This window comes from Streptomyces sp. NPDC005799 (assembly GCF_040630525.1).
GTDB lineage: Bacteria > Actinomycetota > Actinomycetes > Streptomycetales > Streptomycetaceae > Streptomyces > Streptomyces griseorubiginosus_B.
Map to the genome: position 1 here is coordinate 149,931 of NZ_JBEXXQ010000013.1, position 19,313 is coordinate 169,243.

Genomic DNA, 19,313 nt, shown 5'->3' on the forward strand with positions numbered 1-19,313 from the left:
CGCCGGACACGCGTATATGCCTTGGCCTAAGCTGCTCTCAACTGTCACAGCAGTAGGGCCACGTATCAATACGTCCGGCGACCCCGAATCGTTCCGGAAGTTCCCCGACTTTTTTGGTGGGGGCGTGTCCGAATCCGCCTTGTGTGTCGGGCGGTGTCCGTTGTGACTCCATGGAACTGTCCCGCTTTGCCGGGAAAGTCACGTATGTCACCAGCTCACTCCCCCGGGTGATCTGCCGCTTACCCATAGTCCGTTCGGGCCATTCAAGATTGGGCCCGAAGGGGGTGTTGCGGTGTGCCCGCCTTCCGTAACGTCCTCAACTGGCGGCGGTGAATATGCCGCTGCCGCCGTGGGGGAGCCTCGATTCGGGAGAGGACGGCGCCGGTATGGGCTGGGTAACCGACTGGAGTGCGCAGGCCGCCTGCCGCACTACCGATCCGGATGAACTGTTCGTTCAGGGAGCAGCGCAGAACAGGGCCAAGGCGGTGTGCACCGGATGCCCGGTACGCACCGAATGCCTGGCTGACGCGCTGGACAACCGCGTCGAGTTCGGCGTGTGGGGAGGCATGACGGAGCGGGAGCGCCGCGCGCTGTTGCGCAGGCGGCCCACCGTGACCTCCTGGCGCCGGCTGCTCGAGACGGCACGTGTGGAGTACGAGCGGGGCGTGGGCATCCTGCCGCTCGACGACGACGAGGTGTACGAGAACTACGCGGCGGTGAGCTGAGGGCACCCCTCGGCTCAGTCGACGGCGGTCTCGGGCAGCTCCGGCCGGTTGGCCGCGAGCCGGTCACCGATGTCCCTGAGGCCCGCGAGGTCGTGCACATCGCCGGGCAGCGCGGCCACTTCGGCCACCGCCACCTCGGGGTGGAGCGCGGTGAAACGGTCGCGCGTGCGCTGCTCGCGGGAGAGCAGTTGCATACGTTCGGCGTGCAGCCTCAGCAGGCCCGCGGTGAGCCGCTCGACGCCCTGGGTGCCCTCGGCGCCCTCGTCCTCCTGATCCGGACCGGGGGAGTTGGTCCTGGACACGGGAGGGTCGGAGGGCCGGGTCGCCCCGGACGCGGCGGGCCCGGATGCGGGAGATTCTGAACTGCCGTACGTGTCGGGAGAGTTACGAAGTCCAGCTTTCCCGCCGTCCTGATCGACAATGCGGGGCTCCACAAGATTTTCCGCGGCGCCGAGCGCGCGCTCGGCCGACAGCCGGTCGGCGCCGCTGCCGTGGACCCGGTTGAGCACCAGTCCGGCCAGCGGCATGTTCTCGGCCGCCAGCCGCTCCACGAAGTACGCGGCCTCGCGCAGCGCGTCGCGCTCCGGGGCCGCCACCACCAGGAACGCCGTCCCGGGCGCCTGCAGCAGCTTGTACGTGGCGTCGGCGCGGGTGCGGAACCCGCCGAAGGTCGTGTCCATCGCCGCGACGAACGTCTGGACGTCCTTGAGGAGCTGACCGCCCAGCAGTTTGCCCAGCGTGCCGGTCATCATCGACATCCCGACGTTCAGGAACTTCATCCCCGCCCGTCCGCCCAGCTTGGCCGGCGCGGTCAGCAGCCGGATCAGCCGGCCGTCGAGGAACGACCCGAGCCGCTTGGGCGCGTCCAGGAAGTCCAGCGCCGAGCGGGAGGGCGGGGTGTCGACGACGATCAGGTCCCACTCGTCCCGGGCCCGCAACTGCCCCAGCTTCTCCATCGCCATGTACTCCTGCGTGCCGGCGAAGCCCGCGGACAGCGACTGGTAGAAGGGGTTCGACAGGATCGTGGCCGCGCGCTCGGGGTCCGCGTGCGCCTCGACGATCTCGTCGAAGGTGCGCTTCATGTCGAGCATCATCGCGTGCAGTTCGCCGTCGCCCTCGACGCCCTTCACGCGGCGTGGCGTGTTGTCCAGGGAGTCGATGCCCATGGACTGGGCGAGCCTGCGCGCCGGGTCGATGGTCAGCACGACCACCTTGCGTCCGCGCTCGGCGGCCCTGAGGCCGAGTGCCGCCGCCGTCGTCGTCTTGCCGACCCCGCCCGAGCCGCAGCACACCACGATCCGCGTCGCCGGGTCGTCCAGCAGCGGGTCGACGTCGAGCACCCGCGCGGGGGAGAGGCGGTGGGGTCGGACGCTCTCCTGGGCGCTTGCCGAATCCGGACTCATGACATCCCCTGCTTCCGACTTGTGCCCCGGTTCATGACGGGCGCTGCCTGTGATACGTGCCCCGGTTCATGACGGGCGCTGCCTGTGATACGTGCCGCGGTTCATGACGGGCCCTGTTTCTGACCTGGGCCCGCTTTCGACCTGGCCCCGCTTCCGACCTGGGCCCCCCGTTCATGACCGGCCCGCTTCCCACTCGTGGCCCGGTTCATGACGGCCCCCACTTCCCACTCGTGCCGCCGGTCATGACAGGTTCTGCTTCCGCAGCTCCCTGGCCAGCTCGTACAGGCCCGCCAGGTCCATGCCCTCGGCGAGCAGCGGCAGTTCGTGCAGCGGCAGGCCCAGTTCGGTGAGGACTGAGCGCTGTTCGTGCTCCAGCGCGTACCGCTCGGCGTACTCCTCCGCCTGCCGCAGCAGCGGGTCGACCAGCTTCTCGGCGTTCCCGCCGCGCCGCGCGCCGCCGAGACCCGCCGCCGACAGCGCCTTCGCGACGGAGGAACGCGGCACGCTGCGGACGAGTTCCAGGTCCGGGCCGTCCAACACCTCCGGGCGCACCATGTTGACGATGATCCGGCCCACCGGCAGCTTCGCGGCGCGCAGTTCGGCGATCCCGTCCGCGGTCTCCTGGACGGGCATCTCCTCCAGCAGCGTCACCAGGTGCACGGCCGTCTCCGGCGACTTCAGCACCCGCATCACGGCCTGCGCCTGATTGTGTATCGGCCCTATCTTCGCCAGGCCCGCCACCTCGTCGTTGACGTTCAGGAAGCGGGTGATGCGGCCGGTGGGGGGTGCGTCCATGACGACGTAGTCGTAGGTGAAGCGCCCGCTCTTCTCCTTGCGCCGCACCGCCTCGCACGCCTTGCCGGTCAGGAGCACGTCCCTGAGGCCCGGGGCGATGGTGGTGGCGAAGTCGATCGCGCCGAGCTTCTTCAGCGCTCTGCCGGCACCCCCGAGCTTGTAGAACATCTGGAGATAGTCCAGAAGGGCCAGTTCGGGATCGATGGCGAGGGCGTACACCTCCCCGCCCCCGGGAGCGACGGCGATCTTCCGCTCCTCATAGGGCAGCGCTTCCGTCTCGAAGAGCTGCGCGATGCCCTGGCGCCCCTCGACCTCGACGAGAAGCGTCCGCTTCCCCTCGGTCGCGAGGGCCAACGCGAGAGCGGCGGCGACCGTGGTCTTTCCGGTCCCGCCCTTGCCGCTGACGACCTGGAGCCTGCTCACGTCTTCGAGCCTAACCAGTACGCCCGCGACCTACGCGGCGGCCTGTGGATAACAGCGGATACAGTCAGCCACATGACCAAGTGGGAATACGCAACCGTGCCGCTGCTCGTCCACGCCACGAAGCAGATCCTGGACACCTGGGGCGAGGACGGCTGGGAGCTCGTCCAGGTCGTGCCGGGGCCCAACAACCCCGAGCAGCTGGTGGCCTACCTGAAGCGGGAGAAGCAGTAATGGGCGCGGTCGAGGAGAGGCTCGCCGAACTGGGCCTGACGCTTCCCGAGGTCGTCCCGCCGCTGGCCGCGTACCAGCCGGCCGTCCAGTCGGGTGTGTACGTCTACACCGCCGGCCAGCTGCCGATGGTCGAGGGCAAGCTGCCCGTCACGGGCAAGGTCGGCGCGGAGGTCACGGCGGAGGAGGCCAAGGACCTGGCCCGCACCTGCGCCCTGAACGCCCTGGCGGCGGTCAAGTCCGTCACCGGCGACCTGGACCGGATCGCGCGCGTGGTCAAGGTCGTCGGCTTCGTCGCCTCGGCCGCGGACTTCACCGGCCAGCCCGGTGTGGTCAACGGCGCGAGCGAACTCCTCGGCGAGGTCCTCGGCGACAAGGGCGTGCACGCGCGCAGCGCGGTCGGCGTGGCGGTGCTGCCGCTGGACGCGCCGGTGGAGGTCGAGATCCAGGTCGAGCTCGTGCCGTAACGGCCGCTCTGACCTCGGGGGACCTCTCGAACATTCGCGCGCCACGGGATAGCCTCCGCCCATGGCGAATGGGCAGTGGTTTCCGCAGGACTGGCCGGAACGCATCCGGGCGCTCGCCGAGGGCACCCTAACTCCGGTCGTCCCGAAGCGCGCGGCGACCGTCATGCTCCTGAAGGACACCGCCGGCGGTCCCGCCGTCCACATGCTGCGCAGACGCGCCTCCATGGCCTTCGCCGGAGGCGCGTACGCGTATCCGGGCGGTGGCGTCGATCCCCGGGACGACGAGCGCCAGATCCGCTGGGCGGGCCCCACGCGCGCGTGGTGGGCGGACCGGCTCGGCGTCGACGAGGCGGCCGCGCAGGCGATCGTCTGCGCGGCCGTGCGGGAGACGTACGAGGAGGCGGGCGTCCTGCTCGCCGGGCCGTCCGCGGACTCGGTGGTCGGCGACACCACGGGCGAGGACTGGGAGGACGACCGCGCGGCCCTGGTCGCCCGCGACCTCTCCTTCGCCGAGTTCCTGGACCGCCGCGGTCTTGTCCTGCGCTCGGACCTGCTGGGCGCCTGGACGCGCTGGATCACCCCCGAGTTCGAGACCCGTCGCTACGACACCTGGTTCTTCGTCGCCGCCCTGCCGCACGGCCAGCGCACCCGCAACGCCTCCACGGAGGCCGACCGGACGGTGTGGATCCGGCCTCAGGAGGCCGCCGAAGGCTACGACAAGGGCGAGCTGCTGATGATGCCGCCCACCATCGCGACCCTGCGCCAGCTGGCCCCGTACGCCACGGCCGACGAGGCGCTCGCGGCGGCCCCGGGCCGTGACATGACCGCCGTACTGGCGCGGGCCCGGCTGGCGGACGGCGAGATCGTGCTGTCCTGGCCGGGCCACGACGAGTTCACCAAGCACATCCCGACCGGTGGAGCCCCCGCATGACCGACGCAGCAGCCCTCCCCGGCCGGCCCCGCGGCGGGGTCTCCTCCGGGCCCGCCACCGCCCGGGCCGTGAACGTGCTGGCGCCCAACGCCTCCCCGATGACCCTGGACGGCACGAACACCTGGATCCTCGCCGAGCCGGACTCCGAGCTCGCGGTGGTCGTCGATCCCGGTCCGCTGGACGAGGGCCATCTGCGCGCGGTCGCCGACACCGCCGAGAAGGCCGGCCGGCGTGTCGCGCTGACCCTGCTGACCCATGGCCACCCGGACCACGCCGAGGGCGCCGCGCGCTTCGCCGAGCTCACCGGCACGAAGGTACGGGCCCTGGACCCGGCGCTGCGGCTGGGCGACGAGGGGCTGGGCGCGGGGGACGCGGTCACCGTCGGCGGTCTGGAGCTCAGGGTCGTACCGACGCCCGGGCACACCTCGGACTCGCTGTGCTTCCACCTCCCGGCCGATCAGGCGGTCCTGACAGGGGACACCGTCCTGGGCCGCGGTACGACGGTCGTGGCGCACCCCGACGGCCGTCTCGGTGACTACCTGGACTCACTGCGCCGGCTGCGCTCCCTGACGGTCGACGACGGCGTCCACACGGTCCTCCCGGGCCACGGCCCCGTCCTGGAGGACGCGCAGGGCGCCGTCGAGTTCTACCTCGCCCACCGCGCCCACCGCCTCGCCCAGGTCGAGACGGCCGTCGAGGACGGCTACGGCACCCCGTCCGAGGTCGTCGCCCACGTCTACGCCGACGTCGACCGCTCCCTGTGGCCGGCGGCGGAGCTGTCGGTGCGCGCCCAGCTGGACTACCTGGAGGAGCACGGCCTGATCTAGGGCCTGTAGACAGGCCCTCAGGGCCGGGGCGTCTTCACCCCGTGCACGCGCGCGTACTCGTCGGCGAGCCACGGTCCGAGCTCGTCGACGTACGACCGCAGCACGGCCGGATCCCCGGTCGGCTCGTGGCCGAGCAGCGCCGCCGCGCGCATCTGCTCGGCCCGCTCGGGGTGGTACGCGGCGAACGCCTCCGCCATCTCCGCCAGCTCGCTGGTCCAGCCGCCCCAGCGGGGCATGACGAGCGTGAACCCGGTGCGCACGAGATGGCGTGACATGAACCGCACGAGGGGCCTTCGGGCCGCATCCGTGTCGTCGGCGTCCGCGATCCGCCGCCGCCAGCGGGGCAGCAGCTCGGCGAGGTCGCCGTTGGTCTCCCGGGCGAGCCGGGAGTCGGGCCGGTAGCGCGGCAGGTACTCGGCGAGATCCTCCCCGAGCAGCGGGGTGCACATACAGGCCACGAACCACCCCAGGTCGTACGTCTCCGCCGCGCTCAGCAGCCGCGCCCGGCCGTACAGCAGCGTGCCGACGCCGTCGATCTGCGGGAACTCCTTGTCGAGCGCCTCGCCCAGCGCCCGTACGGCGTCGTGGTCCGCGTCGGTCGGCTCCTCCCGCAGGGCGACCAGGAGATCCAGGTCGCTGCGTCCCACGCGCGCGGTGCCTCGCGGAAGGGACCCGTAGAGGTACGCGCTGTGCAGCCGCGCCCCGAAGAGGTCCAGCAGCCGGTCACGAGCGGCGGCGACGACGGGGCGGAAGGCGTGCGGAACGCGCCCGAGGGAGCCCTCGCGCTCGATGTAGCCCTGGGGATCGAGGCCCTTGGAGAGCACGTTGTCGGACATGGCTCCACTACATCAGCCGGAGCTCCCAAAGGAGCGTCAGCGAGACCGCTTGGCGAGCCTCTCCACGTCCAGGAGGATCACCGCACGCGCCTCCAGGCGCAGCCACCCGCGCTGGGCGAAGTCCGCCAGCGCCTTGTTGACCGTCTCGCGCGAGGCACCGACCAGCTGGGCCAGCTCCTCCTGCGTGAGGTCGTGGACGACGTGGATGCCCTCCTCGGACTGCACGCCGAAGCGGCGCGAGAGGTCCAGCAGGGCGCGTGCCACACGGCCGGGGACGTCCGAGAAGACCAGGTCGGACATCTGGTCGTTGGTCTTGCGCAGCCGCCGCGCGACGGCGCGCAGCAGGGCGCCGGCCACCTCGGGCCGTACGTTCAGCCAGGGCTGGAGGTCGCCGTGGCCGAGACCGAGCAGCTTGACCTCGGTCAGCGCGGTGGCCGTGGCGGTGCGCGGGCCCGGGTCGAACAGCGACAGCTCGCCGATCAGCTCGCCGGGGCCGACGACGGCGAGCATGTTCTCGCGGCCGTCGGGGGAGGTGCGGTGCAGCTTGACCTTGCCCTCGGTGACGACATAGAGCCGGTCACCGGGGTCGCCCTCGTGGAAGAGCGAGTCACCGCGCGCGAGGGTCACCTCACTCATGGAGGCGCGGAGCTCCGCGGCCTGCTCGTCGTCGAGCGCCGCGAAGAGCGGGTTCCGCCGCAGAACGTCGTCCACGAGTTCTCTCCTTGTCGACCTGCTCAGGGGATCTTGCTCCCCCTTGGTACCAGGGGTCCGTGTTCCCCATCTTGCCGGACGGTCCAAACAGTGTGATCTGTCACAAGGATGCCGCACAGGTGTCCCGGGGTGGGCGGCAGGGGTCCAATTGGCGGCCGATCCCCTGGGTCCGGGGCGGATGTCGGTGGCGGGCTCTAGGCTGGCCGGGTGTCCAAATCGCCGGTGAGAGCACAGGCCAAGGGAGCTGGGCGGGTGGTTGTACGTCGTGATTCCGCTATGGGCGAACAGAACTCCGGTGGCGGAAAGAAACCGGCAAAAGCGACAGAAGCAATTCCGGTGAAGAAGGCGGCCGCGAAGAAGGCCGTGAAAAAGTCGCCTGTGAAAAAGGCGGCTGTGAAGAAGGCGGTGGTGGCGCCCAAGAAGGCGACCGCCGCGGTGCCGGGCGCCCAGGCCGCGAAGACCGTCGCGCCACCGAAGGGCGAGTCGCACACCGCCCTCGTGCGCCGTGCCCGGCGGATCAACCGCGAACTCGCCGAGGTGTACCCGTACGCCCACCCGGAGCTGGACTTCGAGAACCCCTTCCAGCTGATCGTCGCGACGGTCCTGTCGGCCCAGACCACGGACCTGCGCGTGAACCAGACGACACCGGCCCTGTTCGCCAAGTACCCGACGCCCGAGGACCTGGCCGCGGCCAACCCCGAGGAAGTCGAGGAGATCCTCCGCCCGACCGGGTTCTTCCGGGCGAAGACCAGGTCGGTGATAGGGCTGTCGAAGGGGATCGTCGAGCAGTTCGGCGGGGAGGTGCCCGGCCGTCTGGAGGACCTGGTCAAGCTGCCCGGCGTGGGCCGCAAGACCGCTTTCGTGGTGCTCGGCAACGCGTTCGGGCGCCCCGGCATCACCGTGGACACGCACTTCCAGCGGCTGGTCAGGCGGTGGCAGTGGACCGCGGAGACCGACCCGGACAAGATCGAGGCCGCCGTGGGAGCGCTCTTCCCGAAGAGCGACTGGACGGACCTGTCGCACCACGTGATCTGGCACGGCCGCCGCATCTGCCACGCCCGCAAGCCCGCCTGCGGCGCCTGCCCCATCGCCCCGCTCTGCCCGGCCTACGGCGAGGGCGAGACGGACCCCGAGAAGGCGAAGAAGCTCCTCAAGTACGAGAAGGGCGGCTTCCCGGGGCAACGCCTCAATCCCCCGCAGTCCTACCTGGACGCGGGCGGCAGGCCGGCACCCCCGCTGGGCGCCGGATGACGGGCCTCGCCGTGCCCGCTCCCAGGAGTGGGGCTCGGGCGGTCCGGGCTTCGAGAGCATGCTTGAACCGGCGCTCTGCGGTGGGCGGGGACCGAGGTCGGGGTCCGGTCCGTTTCCGGGGTCCGGTCGTCGGGGACCCGGACCTGGGCTCAAGGGTGATTCGGGGTGATCTCAGGGTCGTGGCAGGAACGGGCGAGGGGGTCGTGGGCGTTGGACGGGCAGGACGACGGGGGTGGCGATGACGCGCACGAGTGATACGCAGGGCGGGGCGGTGACGATCAGCAAGGAGGGGCTGCCCGACTGGCTGGACCCGGTGGTGCGGGCGGTGGAGACGGTTCAGCCGCTGCAGCTGAGCCGCTTCCTGCCCCCGGCCGACGGGGCGGGCCGGCAGTCGGCGGTGCTGGTGCTGTTCGGCGAGGGAGAGCGCGGCCCCGAACTGCTGCTGATGGAGCGGGCCAGCTCGCTGCGCTCGCACGCCGGCCAGCCCTCCTTCCCCGGCGGCGCCCTCGACCCCGAGGACGGCGACCCGAAGGCCGACGGGCCGCTGCGGGCCGCTCTCCGCGAGGCCGAGGAGGAGACCGGGCTCGACCCCTCCGGCGTCCAGCTCTTCGGCGTCCTGCCCAAGCTGTACATCCCGGTCAGCGGCTTCGTGGTGACCCCGGTGATGGGCTGGTGGCGCGAGCCGAGCCCGGTCGGCGTGGTCGATCCGAACGAGACGGCGCGGGTCTTCACCGTCCCCGTGGCCGATCTCACCAACCCCGACAACCGTGCGACGACCGTCCACCCCAGCGGCCACCGAGGTCCGGCATTCCTGGTCGAATCGGCCCTGGTGTGGGGCTTCACGGCGGGCATCATCGACCGCCTGCTCCACTACTCCGGCTGGGAGCGCCCCTGGGACCGCGGCAAGCAGGTCCCGCTCGACTGGCGCTCATGACAGGGTGTCTGCCGTGCTGTGTCTTCCCGGGGGACGTTCCCCGGACCCCCGGCTGACCTGTGGTGACCGCGACATGACGAGGCGAGGCTCGAACCGGTGAACGTGCTGGACATCCTGTTGCTGGTCGCCGCCGTGTGGTTCGCGATCGTCGGCTACCGGCAGGGCTTCGTCGTCGGCATCCTGTCGGTGATCGGTTTCCTCGGCGGCGGTCTCGTCGCGGTCTACACGCTGCCCGTCATCTGGGACGCCCTGACCGACAACGCCGAGGTGAGCACCACCGCCGCCGTGGTCGCGGTCGTCGTCGTGATCGTCTGCGCCTCCGTCGGGCAGGCCCTGACCACCCATCTCGGCAACAAGCTGCGCCGGTACATCACCTGGTCCCCGGCCCGCGCCCTGGACGCGACCGGCGGCGCCCTGGTCAACGTCGTCGCGATGCTGCTGGTCGCGTGGCTGATCGGCTCCGCCCTCGCCGGCACGACGCTGCCCACCCTGGGCAAGGAGGTCCGTAACTCCAAGGTCCTCCTCGGCGTCTCCCGGGCGCTGCCCACCCAGGCGAACAGCTGGTTCGCGGACTTCTCCTCGGTCCTCGCGCAGAACGGCTTCCCGCAGGTCTTCAGCCCCTTCGCGAACGAGCCCATCACCGACGTCCAGCCGCCCGACCCGGCCCTCGCCAACAGCCCCGTCGCCGTCCGCGCCAAGCAGTCCATCGTCAAGGTCGTGGGCACCGCCCAGAGCTGCGGCAAGGTCCTCGAGGGCACCGGCTTCGTCTTCGCCGACCGCCGCGTCATGACCAACGCGCACGTCGTCGGCGGCGTCGACGAGCCCACCGTCCAGATAGGCGGCGAGGGCAGGACGTACGACGCCAAGGTCGTCCTGTACGACTGGCACCGCGACATCGCCGTACTGGACGTGCCGAAGCTGAAGGCGCCCGTTCTGAAGTTCTCACCCACGGACGCCAAGCGCGACGACGGAGCGATCATCGCGGGCTTCCCGGAGAACGGCTCGTACGACGTCCGTGCCGCACGTGTACGGGGACAGATCCCCGCCAACGGCCCGGACATCTACCACCGGGGCACCGTGCACCGCGATGTCTACTCGCTGTACGCGACCGTCCGCCAGGGCAACTCCGGCGGCCCGCTGCTCACCCCCCAGGGGGAGGTGTACGGCGTGGTCTTCGCGAAGTCCCTCGACGACCCCGAGACCGGATACGCGCTCACCGCGGACGAGATCCAGGAGGACATCGTCAAAGGACGTACCGCGAACCAGCAGGTGGACAGCGACAGCTGCGCCCTCTGAGGCGTGGTGCGGGGTGAGGAGAGGGCGTCAGCCTCGAGGGTGACGCAGCCGTACCGAGACCCAGCGGGCCCGGCGGCGCAGAATGCGCGGGATGCCCACCCGGAGATCCGTGCCCGCCAGTTGCGGCGCACCGCCTCGTTGGTGGGAGCTCAGACCATTGGCCGAGCGGCGAGTGCGTGCTGCGTCACTGTAGTCGTGCGTCCAGCCCATACCCCGACGTGTGCCCCTGCCCCAAGGTCGATAACCGTCACCAGAGCCCCCAATTGGCCTATGCGCCGGGCAAGTGGCTGTTCGTAGGACAGGTGTTCAGATCCGGATACCGGGCGCATCGGAGCCATCACCGATCGGGTTCGGGATCCTTCAGCCAGTTGACCAGTTCCGCGGTGAAGGCCGCCGGGTCCTCCTCGTGCGGGAAGTGGCCCAGACCGTCGAACAGGCGCCAGCGATACGGGGCTTCGACGTACTCGCCGGAGCCGGCCGCGCTGCGGGTGCGCATCACCGGGTCGAGGGAGCCGTGCAGATGGAGGGTCGGCACCCGCAGCGGGCGCTTCATCCGGCGGTTGAACTGGATGCCGTCCGGCCGGGCCATCGAGCGCACCATCCACCGGTACGGCTCGATCGAGCAGTGCGCCGTCGACGGGATGCACATCGCCCGGCGGTAGACGTCCAGCGTCTTGTCGTCCGGCACCTGCGGCCCGGACCACTCCCGGATCAGCTCGGCGACGAGGGCGCCGTCGTCGGCGGCCAGCTGCCGCTCCGGGAGCCACGGCCGCTGGAAGCCCCAGATGTAGGAACCGGCGCGCGTCTGGCGGACGTCCGCGAGCATCGCCGAGCGCCAGCGCCGCGGATGCGGCATCGAGGCCACCGCGAGCCGCCGTACCAGCTTGGGCCGCATCACGGCCGCCGTCCACGCCAGATACCCGCCCAGGTCGTGGCCGACCAGCGCGGCGTCCGGCTCGCCGAGGGAGCGGATCACCCCGGTGATGTCGAGCGCGAGGTTGGCCGGGTCGTAGCCGCGCGGGGTGCGGTCGCTGCCGCCCACTCCGCGCAGGTCCATGGCGACGGCCCGGTATCCGGCCTCGGCCAGCGCGCCGAGCTGGTGGCGCCAGGTCCACCAGAACTGCGGGAAGCCGTGCAGCAGCAGCACCAGCGGCCCGTCACCGGCCTCGGCGATGTGGAAGCGGGCGCCGTTGGCGGCGACCTCCCGATGGGTCACCTTCGTCCCGTCGGGGAGGGCGTCCGGTCGTACCACCGAAGCGGGTTGCGCCGAAGGCGTGGCGGGATCCGTCATGAGGACGAGCGTGCCACAGCCTCGATGGCCGCGGGAGCGCGGTCCTCGATCGCCGGGGTCTCGGGCCGCGGGTGCGGCTTGGCCTTCTGCAGGACGCCCGCCGACTCCTTCATGGAAGCGGCCACCTTCTGCGGTCCCTGGCTCTTCTTCGCCTTCTTGGCGAAGATCACGCCGACCAGGGCGAGCAGCCCGGCGATCAGCACGTTCGCCGCGAAGGACAGCAGGAAGCACCAGCCGAGGCTCCAGCCGCCCTGTCCGTTGTGACCGCCGGTCCAGGCCTGGATGCCGTACGCCAGCGCGAAGTTGAGCATCGGCAGCGAGAACACGAGGACCGCGGCGGCCACCGTGAACGCCCCGCCGCTGGTCGCACCCTTCTTGACGTCCTGCTTGAGCTGCGCCTTGGCCAGCGCGATCTCGTCGTGCACCAGCGCCGACATCTCGGCCGTCGCCGAGGCGAACAGCTGACCGATGCTGCGTTCGGTGCCGACCGGGCTGCCGTCGGGTGCGCTCATCGCGGTCTCCCTCTTCTGCCTGACTGCTGTGGACGGATCCATGTGTACGGACGATCCGTTTGTACCGTCCCGTCAGATCATGCCGGACGGCCGTCCTCCTCGCCCGCCCCGCCCGGCACTTCGACGGGCGCGCGTCGCTCGGCGGCCTTCTCCTCGGCGATCCGCCGGTGCTCGGCCGCCTTCCCCTCGTAGATCGCGGCCATGCGCAGGTGGTACGCCGGATCGTCCTGCTCGTAGATGTCCGGGATGCCGTCGAGGTCCTCGTCCCGCTCCTCGGCCTCGCACAGCCTGCGGTACTTCGCGTTGCGGATCTTCAGCAGAACGGTCGCCAGCACGGCCGCGATCAGGGACCCGGTGAGCACGGCGGCCTTGACCTCGTCGGTCAGTACGGCGTCCGAGTCGAAGGCCAGTTCGCCGATGAGCAGCGACACGGTGAACCCGATGCCGGCCAGTGTCGCCACCGCGAACACGTCGGCCCACTGAAGGTCCTCACTGAGCGAGGCCCTGGTGAAGCGTGCCGTCAGCCATGTCCCGCCGAAGATCCCGACCGCCTTGCCGACGACCAGCCCGAGGACCACGCCGAGCGTCTCCGGCTTGGTGAACACATCGCCGAGTGCTCCCCCGGAGACGGCGACACCGGCGCTGAACAGCGCGAACAGCGGTACGGCGAGCCCCGCCGACAGGGGCCGCACCAGATGCTCGATGCGCTCGCCGGGGGAGTGCTCCTCGCCCTCGCGGCGGTGGCAGCGCAGCATGAGGCCCATCGCGACACCGGCGATGGTGGCGTGGACGCCGCTGTTGTACATCAGCGCCCAGATGACGACGGCGAGCGGCACGTACACGTACCAGCCGTGCACGCCCTTGCGCAGCAGCAGCCAGAAGACGGCCAGCCCCACGACCGCGCCGCCGAGTGCGGCGAAGTCGATGGTGCTGGTGAAGAAGACGGCGATGATCAGGATCGCGAAGAGGTCGTCGACGACGGCGAGCGTGAGCAGGAAGGCCCGCAGCGCGCTCGGCAGCGACGTGCCGATGACGGCCAGGACCGCGAGCGCGAAGGCGATGTCGGTGGCCGTGGGCACCGCCCAGCCCCTGAGGGAGCCGTGACCGGCGAGGTTGGTGAGGGCGTAGACGAGCGCGGGTACGGCCATGCCGCACAGCGCCGCGACGACCGGCAGGGCGGCGGCCTTGGGGTCACGGAGATCGCCCGCGACGAGTTCGCGCTTGAGCTCGATCCCGGCGACGAAGAAGAAGACCGCGAGAAGGCCGTCCGCGGCCCAGTGCGCGACCGAGAGATGCAGGCCGAGGGCCGCGGGGCCGAAGTGGAAGTGGCTGACGCTCTCGTAACTGCCGTGCAGCGCGGGGATGTTGGCCCAGACCAGCGCGGTGACCGCGGCCAGGAGCAGCAGCACACCGCCGACCGTCTCGGTGCGCAGCGCGTCCGCGACGAAGGTGCGCTCGGGCAGCGAGAGCCGTCCGAGGACCTTGCGGGCGGTGGGGGTGCGGGGCGCGGCCACGGGGGAGACCTCCGGTCGGTGGGCAGGACGGAACGCTTGCCGACCAGACTTCCCGGCACACCTGAGGATCGAGCTTTGCTTAGTTTACCTAAAAGTGTGGCCCAGGGGAATCCGGCGATTCCCACGTTAGGCACGAAAAGGGCACCCGGCGCGCTCGGCGCCGGGTGCCCGCGTTTCGTCCAGCTCAGTCCTCGCTGGGTGCCGCGGGGAGCTTGGTCTGGATGAGGTCCATCACCGTGGAGTCGGTCAGCGTCGTGACGTCACCGAGCTGACGGTTCTCGGCGACGTCGCGCAGCAGACGTCGCATGATCTTGCCGGAGCGGGTCTTGGGCAGCTCCGCGACCGGCAGGATCCGCTTGGGCTTGGCGATCGGGCCGAGGGTGGTTCCGACGTGGTTGCGCAGCTCGGCGGCCAGGTCGTCGGTCTCGGCCGCGGTGCCGCGCAGGATGACGAAGGCGACGATGGCCTGCCCGGTGGTCTCGTCGGTGGCGCCGACGACGGCCGCCTCGGCCACGGCGGGGTGGGAGACGAGGGCGGACTCGACCTCGGTGGTGGAGATGTTGTGCCCGGACACGAGCATCACGTCGTCGACGCGGCCCAGCAGCCAGATGTCGCCGTCGTCGTCCTTCTTGGCACCGTCACCGGCGAAGTACCTGCCCTCGAAGCGGGACCAGTAGGTGTCGAGGAAGCGCTGGTCGTCGCCCCAGATGGTGCGCAGCATGGACGGCCACGGCTCGGTGAGCACCAGGTAACCGCCGCCGCCGTCGGGGACCTCGTTCGCCTCGTCGTCGACGACGGTCGCGGAGATGCCGGGCAGCGGGGTCTGCGCGGAGCCGGGCTTGGCGGCGGTGACGCCGGGCAGCGGCGAGATCATGATCGCGCCGGTCTCGGTCTGCCACCAGGTGTCCACCACCGGGGTGCGGTCGTGGCCGATGTTCTTGCGGTACCAGATCCACGCTTCGGGGTTGATCGGCTCGCCCACCGAGCCCAGCACCCGCAGGCTGGACAGGTCGAACTTGGCGGGGATGTCGTCGCCCCACTTCATGAACGTACGGATCGCGGTCGGCGCCGTGTACAGGATCGTCACCCCGTACTTCTGCACGATCTCCCAGAACCGGCCCTGGTGCGGGGTGTCCGGCGTGCCCTCGTACATGACCTGGGTCGCGCCATTGGCCAGCGGCCCGTAGACGATGTAGGAATGCCCGGTGACCCAGCCGACGTCGGCCGTGCACCAGTACACGTCCGTCTCCGGCTTGAGGTCGAAGACGGCGTGGTGGGTATAGGAGGTCTGGGTGAGGTAGCCGCCGGAGGTGTGCAGGATGCCCTTGGGCTTCCCCGTCGTACCCGACGTGTAGAGGATGAACAGCGGGTGCTCGGCCTCGAACGCCTCCGGGGTGTGCTCGGCCGGCTGCCGCTCCACCAGCTCGTGCCACCACACGTCCCGGCCCTCGCTCCAGGCGACCTCCTGGCCGGTACGGCGCACCACCAGCACGTGGTGGACGGTGTCGGCCTTCGCGACCGCCTCGTCCACGGCCGGCTTCAGCGCGGACGGCTTGCCGCGCCGGTACCCGCCGTCGGAGGTGATGACGACCCGGGCGTCGGCGTCCTGGATGCGGGTGGCCAGCGCGTCCGCGGAGAAGCCACCGAAGACGACGGAGTGCGCGGCGCCGATCCGGGCGCAGGCCAGCATCGCGACCGCGGTCTCCGGGATCATCGGCATGTAGATCGCGACCCGGTCGCCCTTCTGCACACCCAGCTCCAGCAAGGCGTTGGCCGCCTTGCTCACCTCGTCCTTGAGCTCGGCGTAGGTGATGGCGCGGCTGTCGCCGGGCTCGCCCTCGAAGTGGATGGCGACCCGGTCTCCGTGACCGGCCTCCACATGCCGGTCCACGCAGTTGTAGGCGACGTTGAGTTCGCCGTCCTTGAACCACTTGGCGAACGGCGGGTTCGACCAGTCCAAGGTCTCGGTCGGTTCCTTGGCCCAGGTCAGCCGGCGGGCCTGCTCGGCCCAGAAGCCGAGCCTGTCAGCCTTGGCCTGTTCATACGCCTCCGCCGTGACATTGGCGTTCGCGGCCAGGTCGGCGGGGGGCGCGAACCTGCGTTCTTCCTTGAGCAGGTTGGCCAGGCTCTCGTTGCTCACGGCATCTGCCTTTCCCAGGGTGTCCGTTGTGTCCCAGGCCACAGCTCATCAGACCCGGGGGCCCGATGACAAGGGCCGACCGAGAATTGGTTTAGACCTGTCGTCCGGGCTGGTCGACGCGGCCGCCCCGAGGGCCGTGGCCCGGGTCATCCCTACCCACGGAGGCCGGCCGGGCGGGGTTCAGCGATGTGCTGCCCTTCACACCCGCCCGGCGCTCCGGTCAGGCGGACAGATCCGTCACCCCCACATGGTCGAACACGTGCTCCTCACCCGTACCGGCCAGCAGATACGCCTGCGCCTCACCCACATGGAAGTACATCCCGTGCAGTTCCAGCTCCCCTTCCCGTACGGCCCGGGCCACCGACGGATGGGCGCTCAGGTGCTCCAACTGCTGGACGACATTGGTCAGGCACAGCTGCTCGATCGCGTCGGCCGGTGCCCGGCCGGCCAGCCGGGCCCACGGCCGGCCGTCGTCGGCCATCCGCTCCAGACTCGGCAGCCCGTGCCGCAGCCACCGCTGGAGCGGTGTCCGAGCGCCGGTGGGCTCGGAGTTGAGCAGCGCCTGCATGGCTCCGCACCCGGAGTGCCCGCACACCGTGACGGACCGCACGCCCAGGACGTCCACCGCGTACTCGATCGCGGCCGCCACCGAGTCGTCGCCGCTCTCCTCGCCGGACGGCGGCACGAGATTGCCGACGTTGCGCACCACGAACAGGTCACCCGGACCACTGGAGGTGATCATCGATGTGACGAGCCGTGAGTCCGCGCAGGTGAGGAACAGCTGGGACGGCCGCTGCCCCTCCCGGGCCAGTCGCGCCAGCTCTCCCCGCACCAGCGGCGCGGTGTTGCGCTGGAACGCGCTGATACCGCGTGCCAGTTGGTGACCTCCGGAGGCGCCGATGGTGTCGGCATCTCCGGACGCGCCGGGTGTGCGTGAACCGGATCCACTGGCAGCGGATCTACTGGCACCGGATCTGCCGGCGCCGGGTCTGCTCGCACCGGGGCGGTTCGGACCGGGGCCGTTCGGACCGGGTCTGCTCCGGTCGCCCGGATCGCCCTGGTCGCCCTGGTCGCCCGGATCGACCGACGCGCCAGGGGTGCCGGACTCGTCGAGGGCGTCGGACGTACCCGGGTGCGCACCGGGGGTGAGGGACGTGTCGGAGGCGCCGGACGCACCGGAGGGCGGTGCGGTCCGTGGGGGCTCGCACTGGTGGTTGCGCCAGGGGGTCCAGGGGCGGCAGCGGCAGCCGACGGAGGGAGTAGAGGCGGCGGTCGACGGGGCTGCCGGCTCCGTCCCGAGGCCGGGCCGAGGTGTTGGGGGCTCGGAGTCGCTCAACCCCGTGCGACGACCGGTGATGTCCGCGGTGCCGCCCTGTGCGGTGTGCGTGTTGTGCCAGTCCTGCAGTGACTCGTACGCCGCGTGGTCCATGAACGACCCGTCCAACTCCACGACGGCGTGCGCGCTGTGGGGTACGAGATGCAGGGCGCGGCTCAGCCGCGGTACCGCGAGGAACGTCAACTGGCCTCGGACATGTACGTGATGGACTCCTTCCTTCTCCTCGTGCGTGATGCGGGTGTGGGCGAGGCGCTGCATGGCGACGGCGACGGCCACGGCGATCCCCAGGGTCACGCCTTCCAGGACGCCGAAGACCACCACGCCGAGGGTGGTGACGGCGTACACCAGCACTTCGCGGTGGCGGGTCACCGTGCGGATGTGGTGCAGGGACACCATCTGGATGCCGACGGCCATCACCAGGGCGGCGAGTGCGGCGAGCGGGATGCACTCCAGGATCGGGACCATCAGCAGCGCGGCGATCACTACGAGAACGCCGTGCAGCATCGTGGAGTTCCGGCTGACGGCACCCGCCTTCACATTCGCCGAACTTCTCACCGCCACCCCCGCGACCGGCAGTCCGCCGAGTGCGCCGGAGACCACGTTGGCGGCGCCCTGTCCCAGCAGTTCGCGGTCGAGGTCGGAGCGGCCCACCCGGACTGTGAGGCCGGGGCGGGCGGCCGCAAGCTTGTCGACGGCGACGGCGCCGAGCAGCGACTGCACGCTGCAGACCAGGGTGGTGGTGAGCACGGCGGCGGTCAGGCCGAGCACCGGGCCCTCGGGCAGGCCGGCGAGGGCGTGGCTGCTCCAGGACGGCAGGTCGACCCTGGGCAGGGTGAGGCCGGCGAGCGAGGCGGCCGTGGTGGCGCCGGCGACGGCGACGAGCGGGGCCGGGATCGTGCGCAGCAGGCGCCCGGCCCGGCCGGGAACGCGCGGCCAGAGCAACAGCAGGGTCAGGGTCAGTGCGCTGACGGTCACCGAGGCGGGCTGCAGCCCCGCCAACTGGGCGGGCAGAGCACGCAGGTTGGCAAGGACGGAGCTCTGTGGGGTGCCACCGAGGACGATGTGCAGCTGGGCGACGGCGATGGTGACGCCGATGCCGGCGAGCATGCCGTGCACGATGGCGGGGCTGACGGCGAGCGCGGTGCGCGCCACACGCAGGCAGCCGAGGCCGAGTTGGGCGAGACCGGCGAGGACGGTGATGGCGCAGGTGGTACGCCAGCCGTAGCGGTGGATGAGGTCGGCGGTCACCACTGTCAGGCCCGCTGCCGGCCCGCTGACCTGGAGCGGGCAGCCGCCGAGCCGGCCGGCGACGATGCCGCCGACGGCGGCCGCGACGAGGCCTGCCTGGAGTGGTGCGCCGGTGGCGAGGGCGATGCCCAGGGACAGCGGGAGGGCGATCAGGAAGACCGCGATCGAGGCGGACACATCGGCGCCGGCGACGCGGAAGCGACGGTGCGGGCCGGATGGCGGGCTGTGGGGCGGGTGGACGCGCGGGGGCCGATTCGGGTCGGCGGCGCGGGTGGGGGCGCAGGCGGACATGGTTCCCGTCTCCTCCGGGGCAGCGCGGTCGCGGATCAGGTGGTCCCCGCCCGGGGCGGGGTCGGAACGCGGCCGTGGGTCACGGCGTACAGCGGGATGGATCAACGCTCGGTAAATGAATCGTAATTCAGAGTAAAGGACAGGCATAGACTTT

At 71.0% G+C, this 19,313-nt stretch carries 18 protein-coding genes; 8 read left to right on the forward strand and 10 right to left on the reverse strand.

The genetic code is table 11. The annotated features are described in order from the left end of the window. The first annotated feature begins 386 nt into the window (after nucleotides 1-386). On the forward strand, nucleotides 387-725 hold the full coding sequence (gene wblA / locus ABZ453_RS15540) for a transcriptional regulator WblA (RefSeq protein WP_058924101.1): 339 nt from the start codon (nucleotides 387-389) through the stop codon (nucleotides 723-725). Between the two features lie 14 nt (nucleotides 726-739). Here the strand turns inward: wblA and ABZ453_RS15545 are convergent, their stop codons facing one another. Continuing rightward, entirely contained in the window at nucleotides 740-2,128 is a 1,389-nt protein-coding gene (locus ABZ453_RS15545) for an ArsA family ATPase (RefSeq protein ID WP_359015377.1), read from the reverse strand. Nucleotides 2,129-2,368: 240 nt separating this feature from the next. Then, on the reverse strand, nucleotides 2,369-3,346 hold the full coding sequence (locus ABZ453_RS15550; protein WP_359015378.1) for an ArsA-related P-loop ATPase: 978 nt from the start codon (nucleotides 3,344-3,346) through the stop codon (nucleotides 2,369-2,371). 72 nt (nucleotides 3,347-3,418) lie between these two features. Here ABZ453_RS15550 and ABZ453_RS15555 point away from each other — a divergent pair, with 72 nt between their 5' ends. The 4 genes from ABZ453_RS15555 to ABZ453_RS15570 all read left to right on the forward strand — a co-directional run bounded on the left by ABZ453_RS15555 (nucleotide 3,419) and on the right by ABZ453_RS15570 (nucleotide 5,799). Continuing rightward, nucleotides 3,419-3,577, forward strand: coding sequence for a DUF4177 domain-containing protein (locus ABZ453_RS15555; RefSeq protein ID WP_003991873.1), 159 nt, complete (start codon nucleotides 3,419-3,421; stop codon nucleotides 3,575-3,577). After that, nucleotides 3,577-4,041 carry a RidA family protein gene (locus tag ABZ453_RS15560; RefSeq protein WP_133044220.1) on the forward strand — a complete coding sequence of 155 codons (465 nt, stop codon included), beginning with the start codon at nucleotides 3,577-3,579 and terminating at the stop codon, nucleotides 4,039-4,041. The genes ABZ453_RS15555 and ABZ453_RS15560 overlap by 1 nt, the downstream gene beginning before the upstream one ends. Before the next feature lie 61 nt (nucleotides 4,042-4,102). Continuing rightward, entirely contained in the window at nucleotides 4,103-4,972 is an 870-nt protein-coding gene (locus ABZ453_RS15565; protein ID WP_359015381.1) for an NUDIX hydrolase, read from the forward strand. Beyond that, nucleotides 4,969-5,799, forward strand: coding sequence for an MBL fold metallo-hydrolase (locus ABZ453_RS15570; RefSeq protein WP_359015383.1), 831 nt, complete (start codon nucleotides 4,969-4,971; stop codon nucleotides 5,797-5,799). Before ABZ453_RS15565 ends, ABZ453_RS15570 begins: the two co-directional genes overlap by 4 nt. A 17-nt stretch (nucleotides 5,800-5,816) precedes the next feature. On the opposite strand, the gene ABZ453_RS15575 is transcribed toward ABZ453_RS15570, so the two are convergent. Together ABZ453_RS15575 and ABZ453_RS15580 are read right to left on the reverse strand one after the other, a co-directional pair. Next, on the reverse strand, nucleotides 5,817-6,635 hold the full coding sequence (locus ABZ453_RS15575) for a nucleotidyltransferase domain-containing protein (RefSeq protein WP_359015385.1): 819 nt from the start codon (nucleotides 6,633-6,635) through the stop codon (nucleotides 5,817-5,819). Between the two features lie 36 nt (nucleotides 6,636-6,671). Beyond that, a complete protein-coding gene (locus tag ABZ453_RS15580) occupies nucleotides 6,672-7,346 on the reverse strand; it encodes a Crp/Fnr family transcriptional regulator (RefSeq protein WP_058924095.1) in 675 nt (224 codons plus the stop codon). 276 nt (nucleotides 7,347-7,622) lie between these two features. On the opposite strand from ABZ453_RS15580, the gene nth reads away from it, so the two are divergent. The 3 genes from nth (at nucleotide 7,623) to ABZ453_RS15595 (ending at nucleotide 10,827) form a co-directional block, all read left to right on the forward strand. Continuing rightward, complete coding sequence (gene nth / locus ABZ453_RS15585; RefSeq protein ID WP_359015388.1) at nucleotides 7,623-8,597, forward strand: endonuclease III; 975 nt, start codon at nucleotides 7,623-7,625, stop codon at nucleotides 8,595-8,597. 238 nt (nucleotides 8,598-8,835) lie between these two features. Further along, nucleotides 8,836-9,531, forward strand: a complete 696-nt coding sequence (locus ABZ453_RS15590; protein ID WP_133044225.1) for a CoA pyrophosphatase — start codon at nucleotides 8,836-8,838, stop codon at nucleotides 9,529-9,531. 96 nt (nucleotides 9,532-9,627) lie between these two features. After that, complete coding sequence (locus ABZ453_RS15595) at nucleotides 9,628-10,827, forward strand: MarP family serine protease (protein WP_359015390.1); 1,200 nt, start codon at nucleotides 9,628-9,630, stop codon at nucleotides 10,825-10,827. 27 nt (nucleotides 10,828-10,854) lie between these two features. Here ABZ453_RS15595 and ABZ453_RS15600 read toward each other — a convergent pair whose 3' ends face one another. The 6 genes from ABZ453_RS15600 to ABZ453_RS15625 form a co-directional block, all read right to left on the reverse strand. After that, nucleotides 10,855-11,037, reverse strand: a complete 183-nt coding sequence (locus ABZ453_RS15600) for a hypothetical protein (protein ID WP_133044227.1) — start codon at nucleotides 11,035-11,037, stop codon at nucleotides 10,855-10,857. A gap of 127 nt (nucleotides 11,038-11,164) precedes the next feature. Further along, entirely contained in the window at nucleotides 11,165-12,118 is a 954-nt protein-coding gene (locus ABZ453_RS15605; RefSeq protein WP_359015392.1) for an alpha/beta hydrolase, read from the reverse strand. Then, a complete protein-coding gene (locus ABZ453_RS15610) occupies nucleotides 12,115-12,630 on the reverse strand; it encodes a phage holin family protein (RefSeq protein ID WP_359015394.1) in 516 nt (171 codons plus the stop codon). Before ABZ453_RS15610 ends, ABZ453_RS15605 begins: the two co-directional genes overlap by 4 nt. Before the next feature lie 77 nt (nucleotides 12,631-12,707). Further along, entirely contained in the window at nucleotides 12,708-14,144 is a 1,437-nt protein-coding gene (gene nhaA, locus ABZ453_RS15615) for a Na+/H+ antiporter NhaA (RefSeq protein ID WP_359015396.1), read from the reverse strand. Nucleotides 14,145-14,328: 184 nt separating this feature from the next. Further along, a complete protein-coding gene (acs, locus tag ABZ453_RS15620) occupies nucleotides 14,329-16,284 on the reverse strand; it encodes an acetate--CoA ligase (protein ID WP_359015398.1) in 1,956 nt (651 codons plus the stop codon). Between the two features lie 220 nt (nucleotides 16,285-16,504). Then, the gene (locus ABZ453_RS15625) at nucleotides 16,505-19,159 is read right to left on the reverse strand and encodes a SulP family inorganic anion transporter (protein WP_359015400.1); all 2,655 of its coding nucleotides are present in this window, start codon (nucleotides 19,157-19,159) and stop codon (nucleotides 16,505-16,507) included. Nucleotides 19,160-19,313 lie beyond the last annotated feature (154 nt).

Bases quoted from the DNA above. Each gene is read 5' to 3' on its own strand.
- ABZ453_RS15590 (WP_133044225.1), top strand. From the start codon at position 8,836: ATGACGCGCACGAGTGATACGCAGGGCGGGGCGGTGACGATCAGCAAG.
- ABZ453_RS15565 (WP_359015381.1), top strand. From the start codon at position 4,103: ATGGCGAATGGGCAGTGGTTTCCGCAGGACTGGCCGGAACGCATCCGG.
- ABZ453_RS15610 (WP_359015394.1), bottom strand. From the start codon at position 12,630: ATGAGCGCACCCGACGGCAGCCCGGTCGGCACCGAACGCAGCATCGGT.
- ABZ453_RS15605 (WP_359015392.1), bottom strand. From the start codon at position 12,118: ATGACGGATCCCGCCACGCCTTCGGCGCAACCCGCTTCGGTGGTACGA.
- ABZ453_RS15560 (WP_133044220.1), top strand. From the start codon at position 3,577: ATGGGCGCGGTCGAGGAGAGGCTCGCCGAACTGGGCCTGACGCTTCCC.
- ABZ453_RS15570 (WP_359015383.1), top strand. From the start codon at position 4,969: ATGACCGACGCAGCAGCCCTCCCCGGCCGGCCCCGCGGCGGGGTCTCC.
- nth (WP_359015388.1), top strand. From the start codon at position 7,623: ATGGGCGAACAGAACTCCGGTGGCGGAAAGAAACCGGCAAAAGCGACA.
- ABZ453_RS15575 (WP_359015385.1), bottom strand. From the start codon at position 6,635: ATGTCCGACAACGTGCTCTCCAAGGGCCTCGATCCCCAGGGCTACATC.
- wblA (WP_058924101.1), top strand. From the start codon at position 387: ATGGGCTGGGTAACCGACTGGAGTGCGCAGGCCGCCTGCCGCACTACC.
- ABZ453_RS15625 (WP_359015400.1), bottom strand. From the start codon at position 19,159: ATGTCCGCCTGCGCCCCCACCCGCGCCGCCGACCCGAATCGGCCCCCG.
- ABZ453_RS15600 (WP_133044227.1), bottom strand. From the start codon at position 11,037: ATGGGCTGGACGCACGACTACAGTGACGCAGCACGCACTCGCCGCTCG.
- ABZ453_RS15545 (WP_359015377.1), bottom strand. From the start codon at position 2,128: ATGAGTCCGGATTCGGCAAGCGCCCAGGAGAGCGTCCGACCCCACCGC.
- ABZ453_RS15555 (WP_003991873.1), top strand. From the start codon at position 3,419: ATGACCAAGTGGGAATACGCAACCGTGCCGCTGCTCGTCCACGCCACG.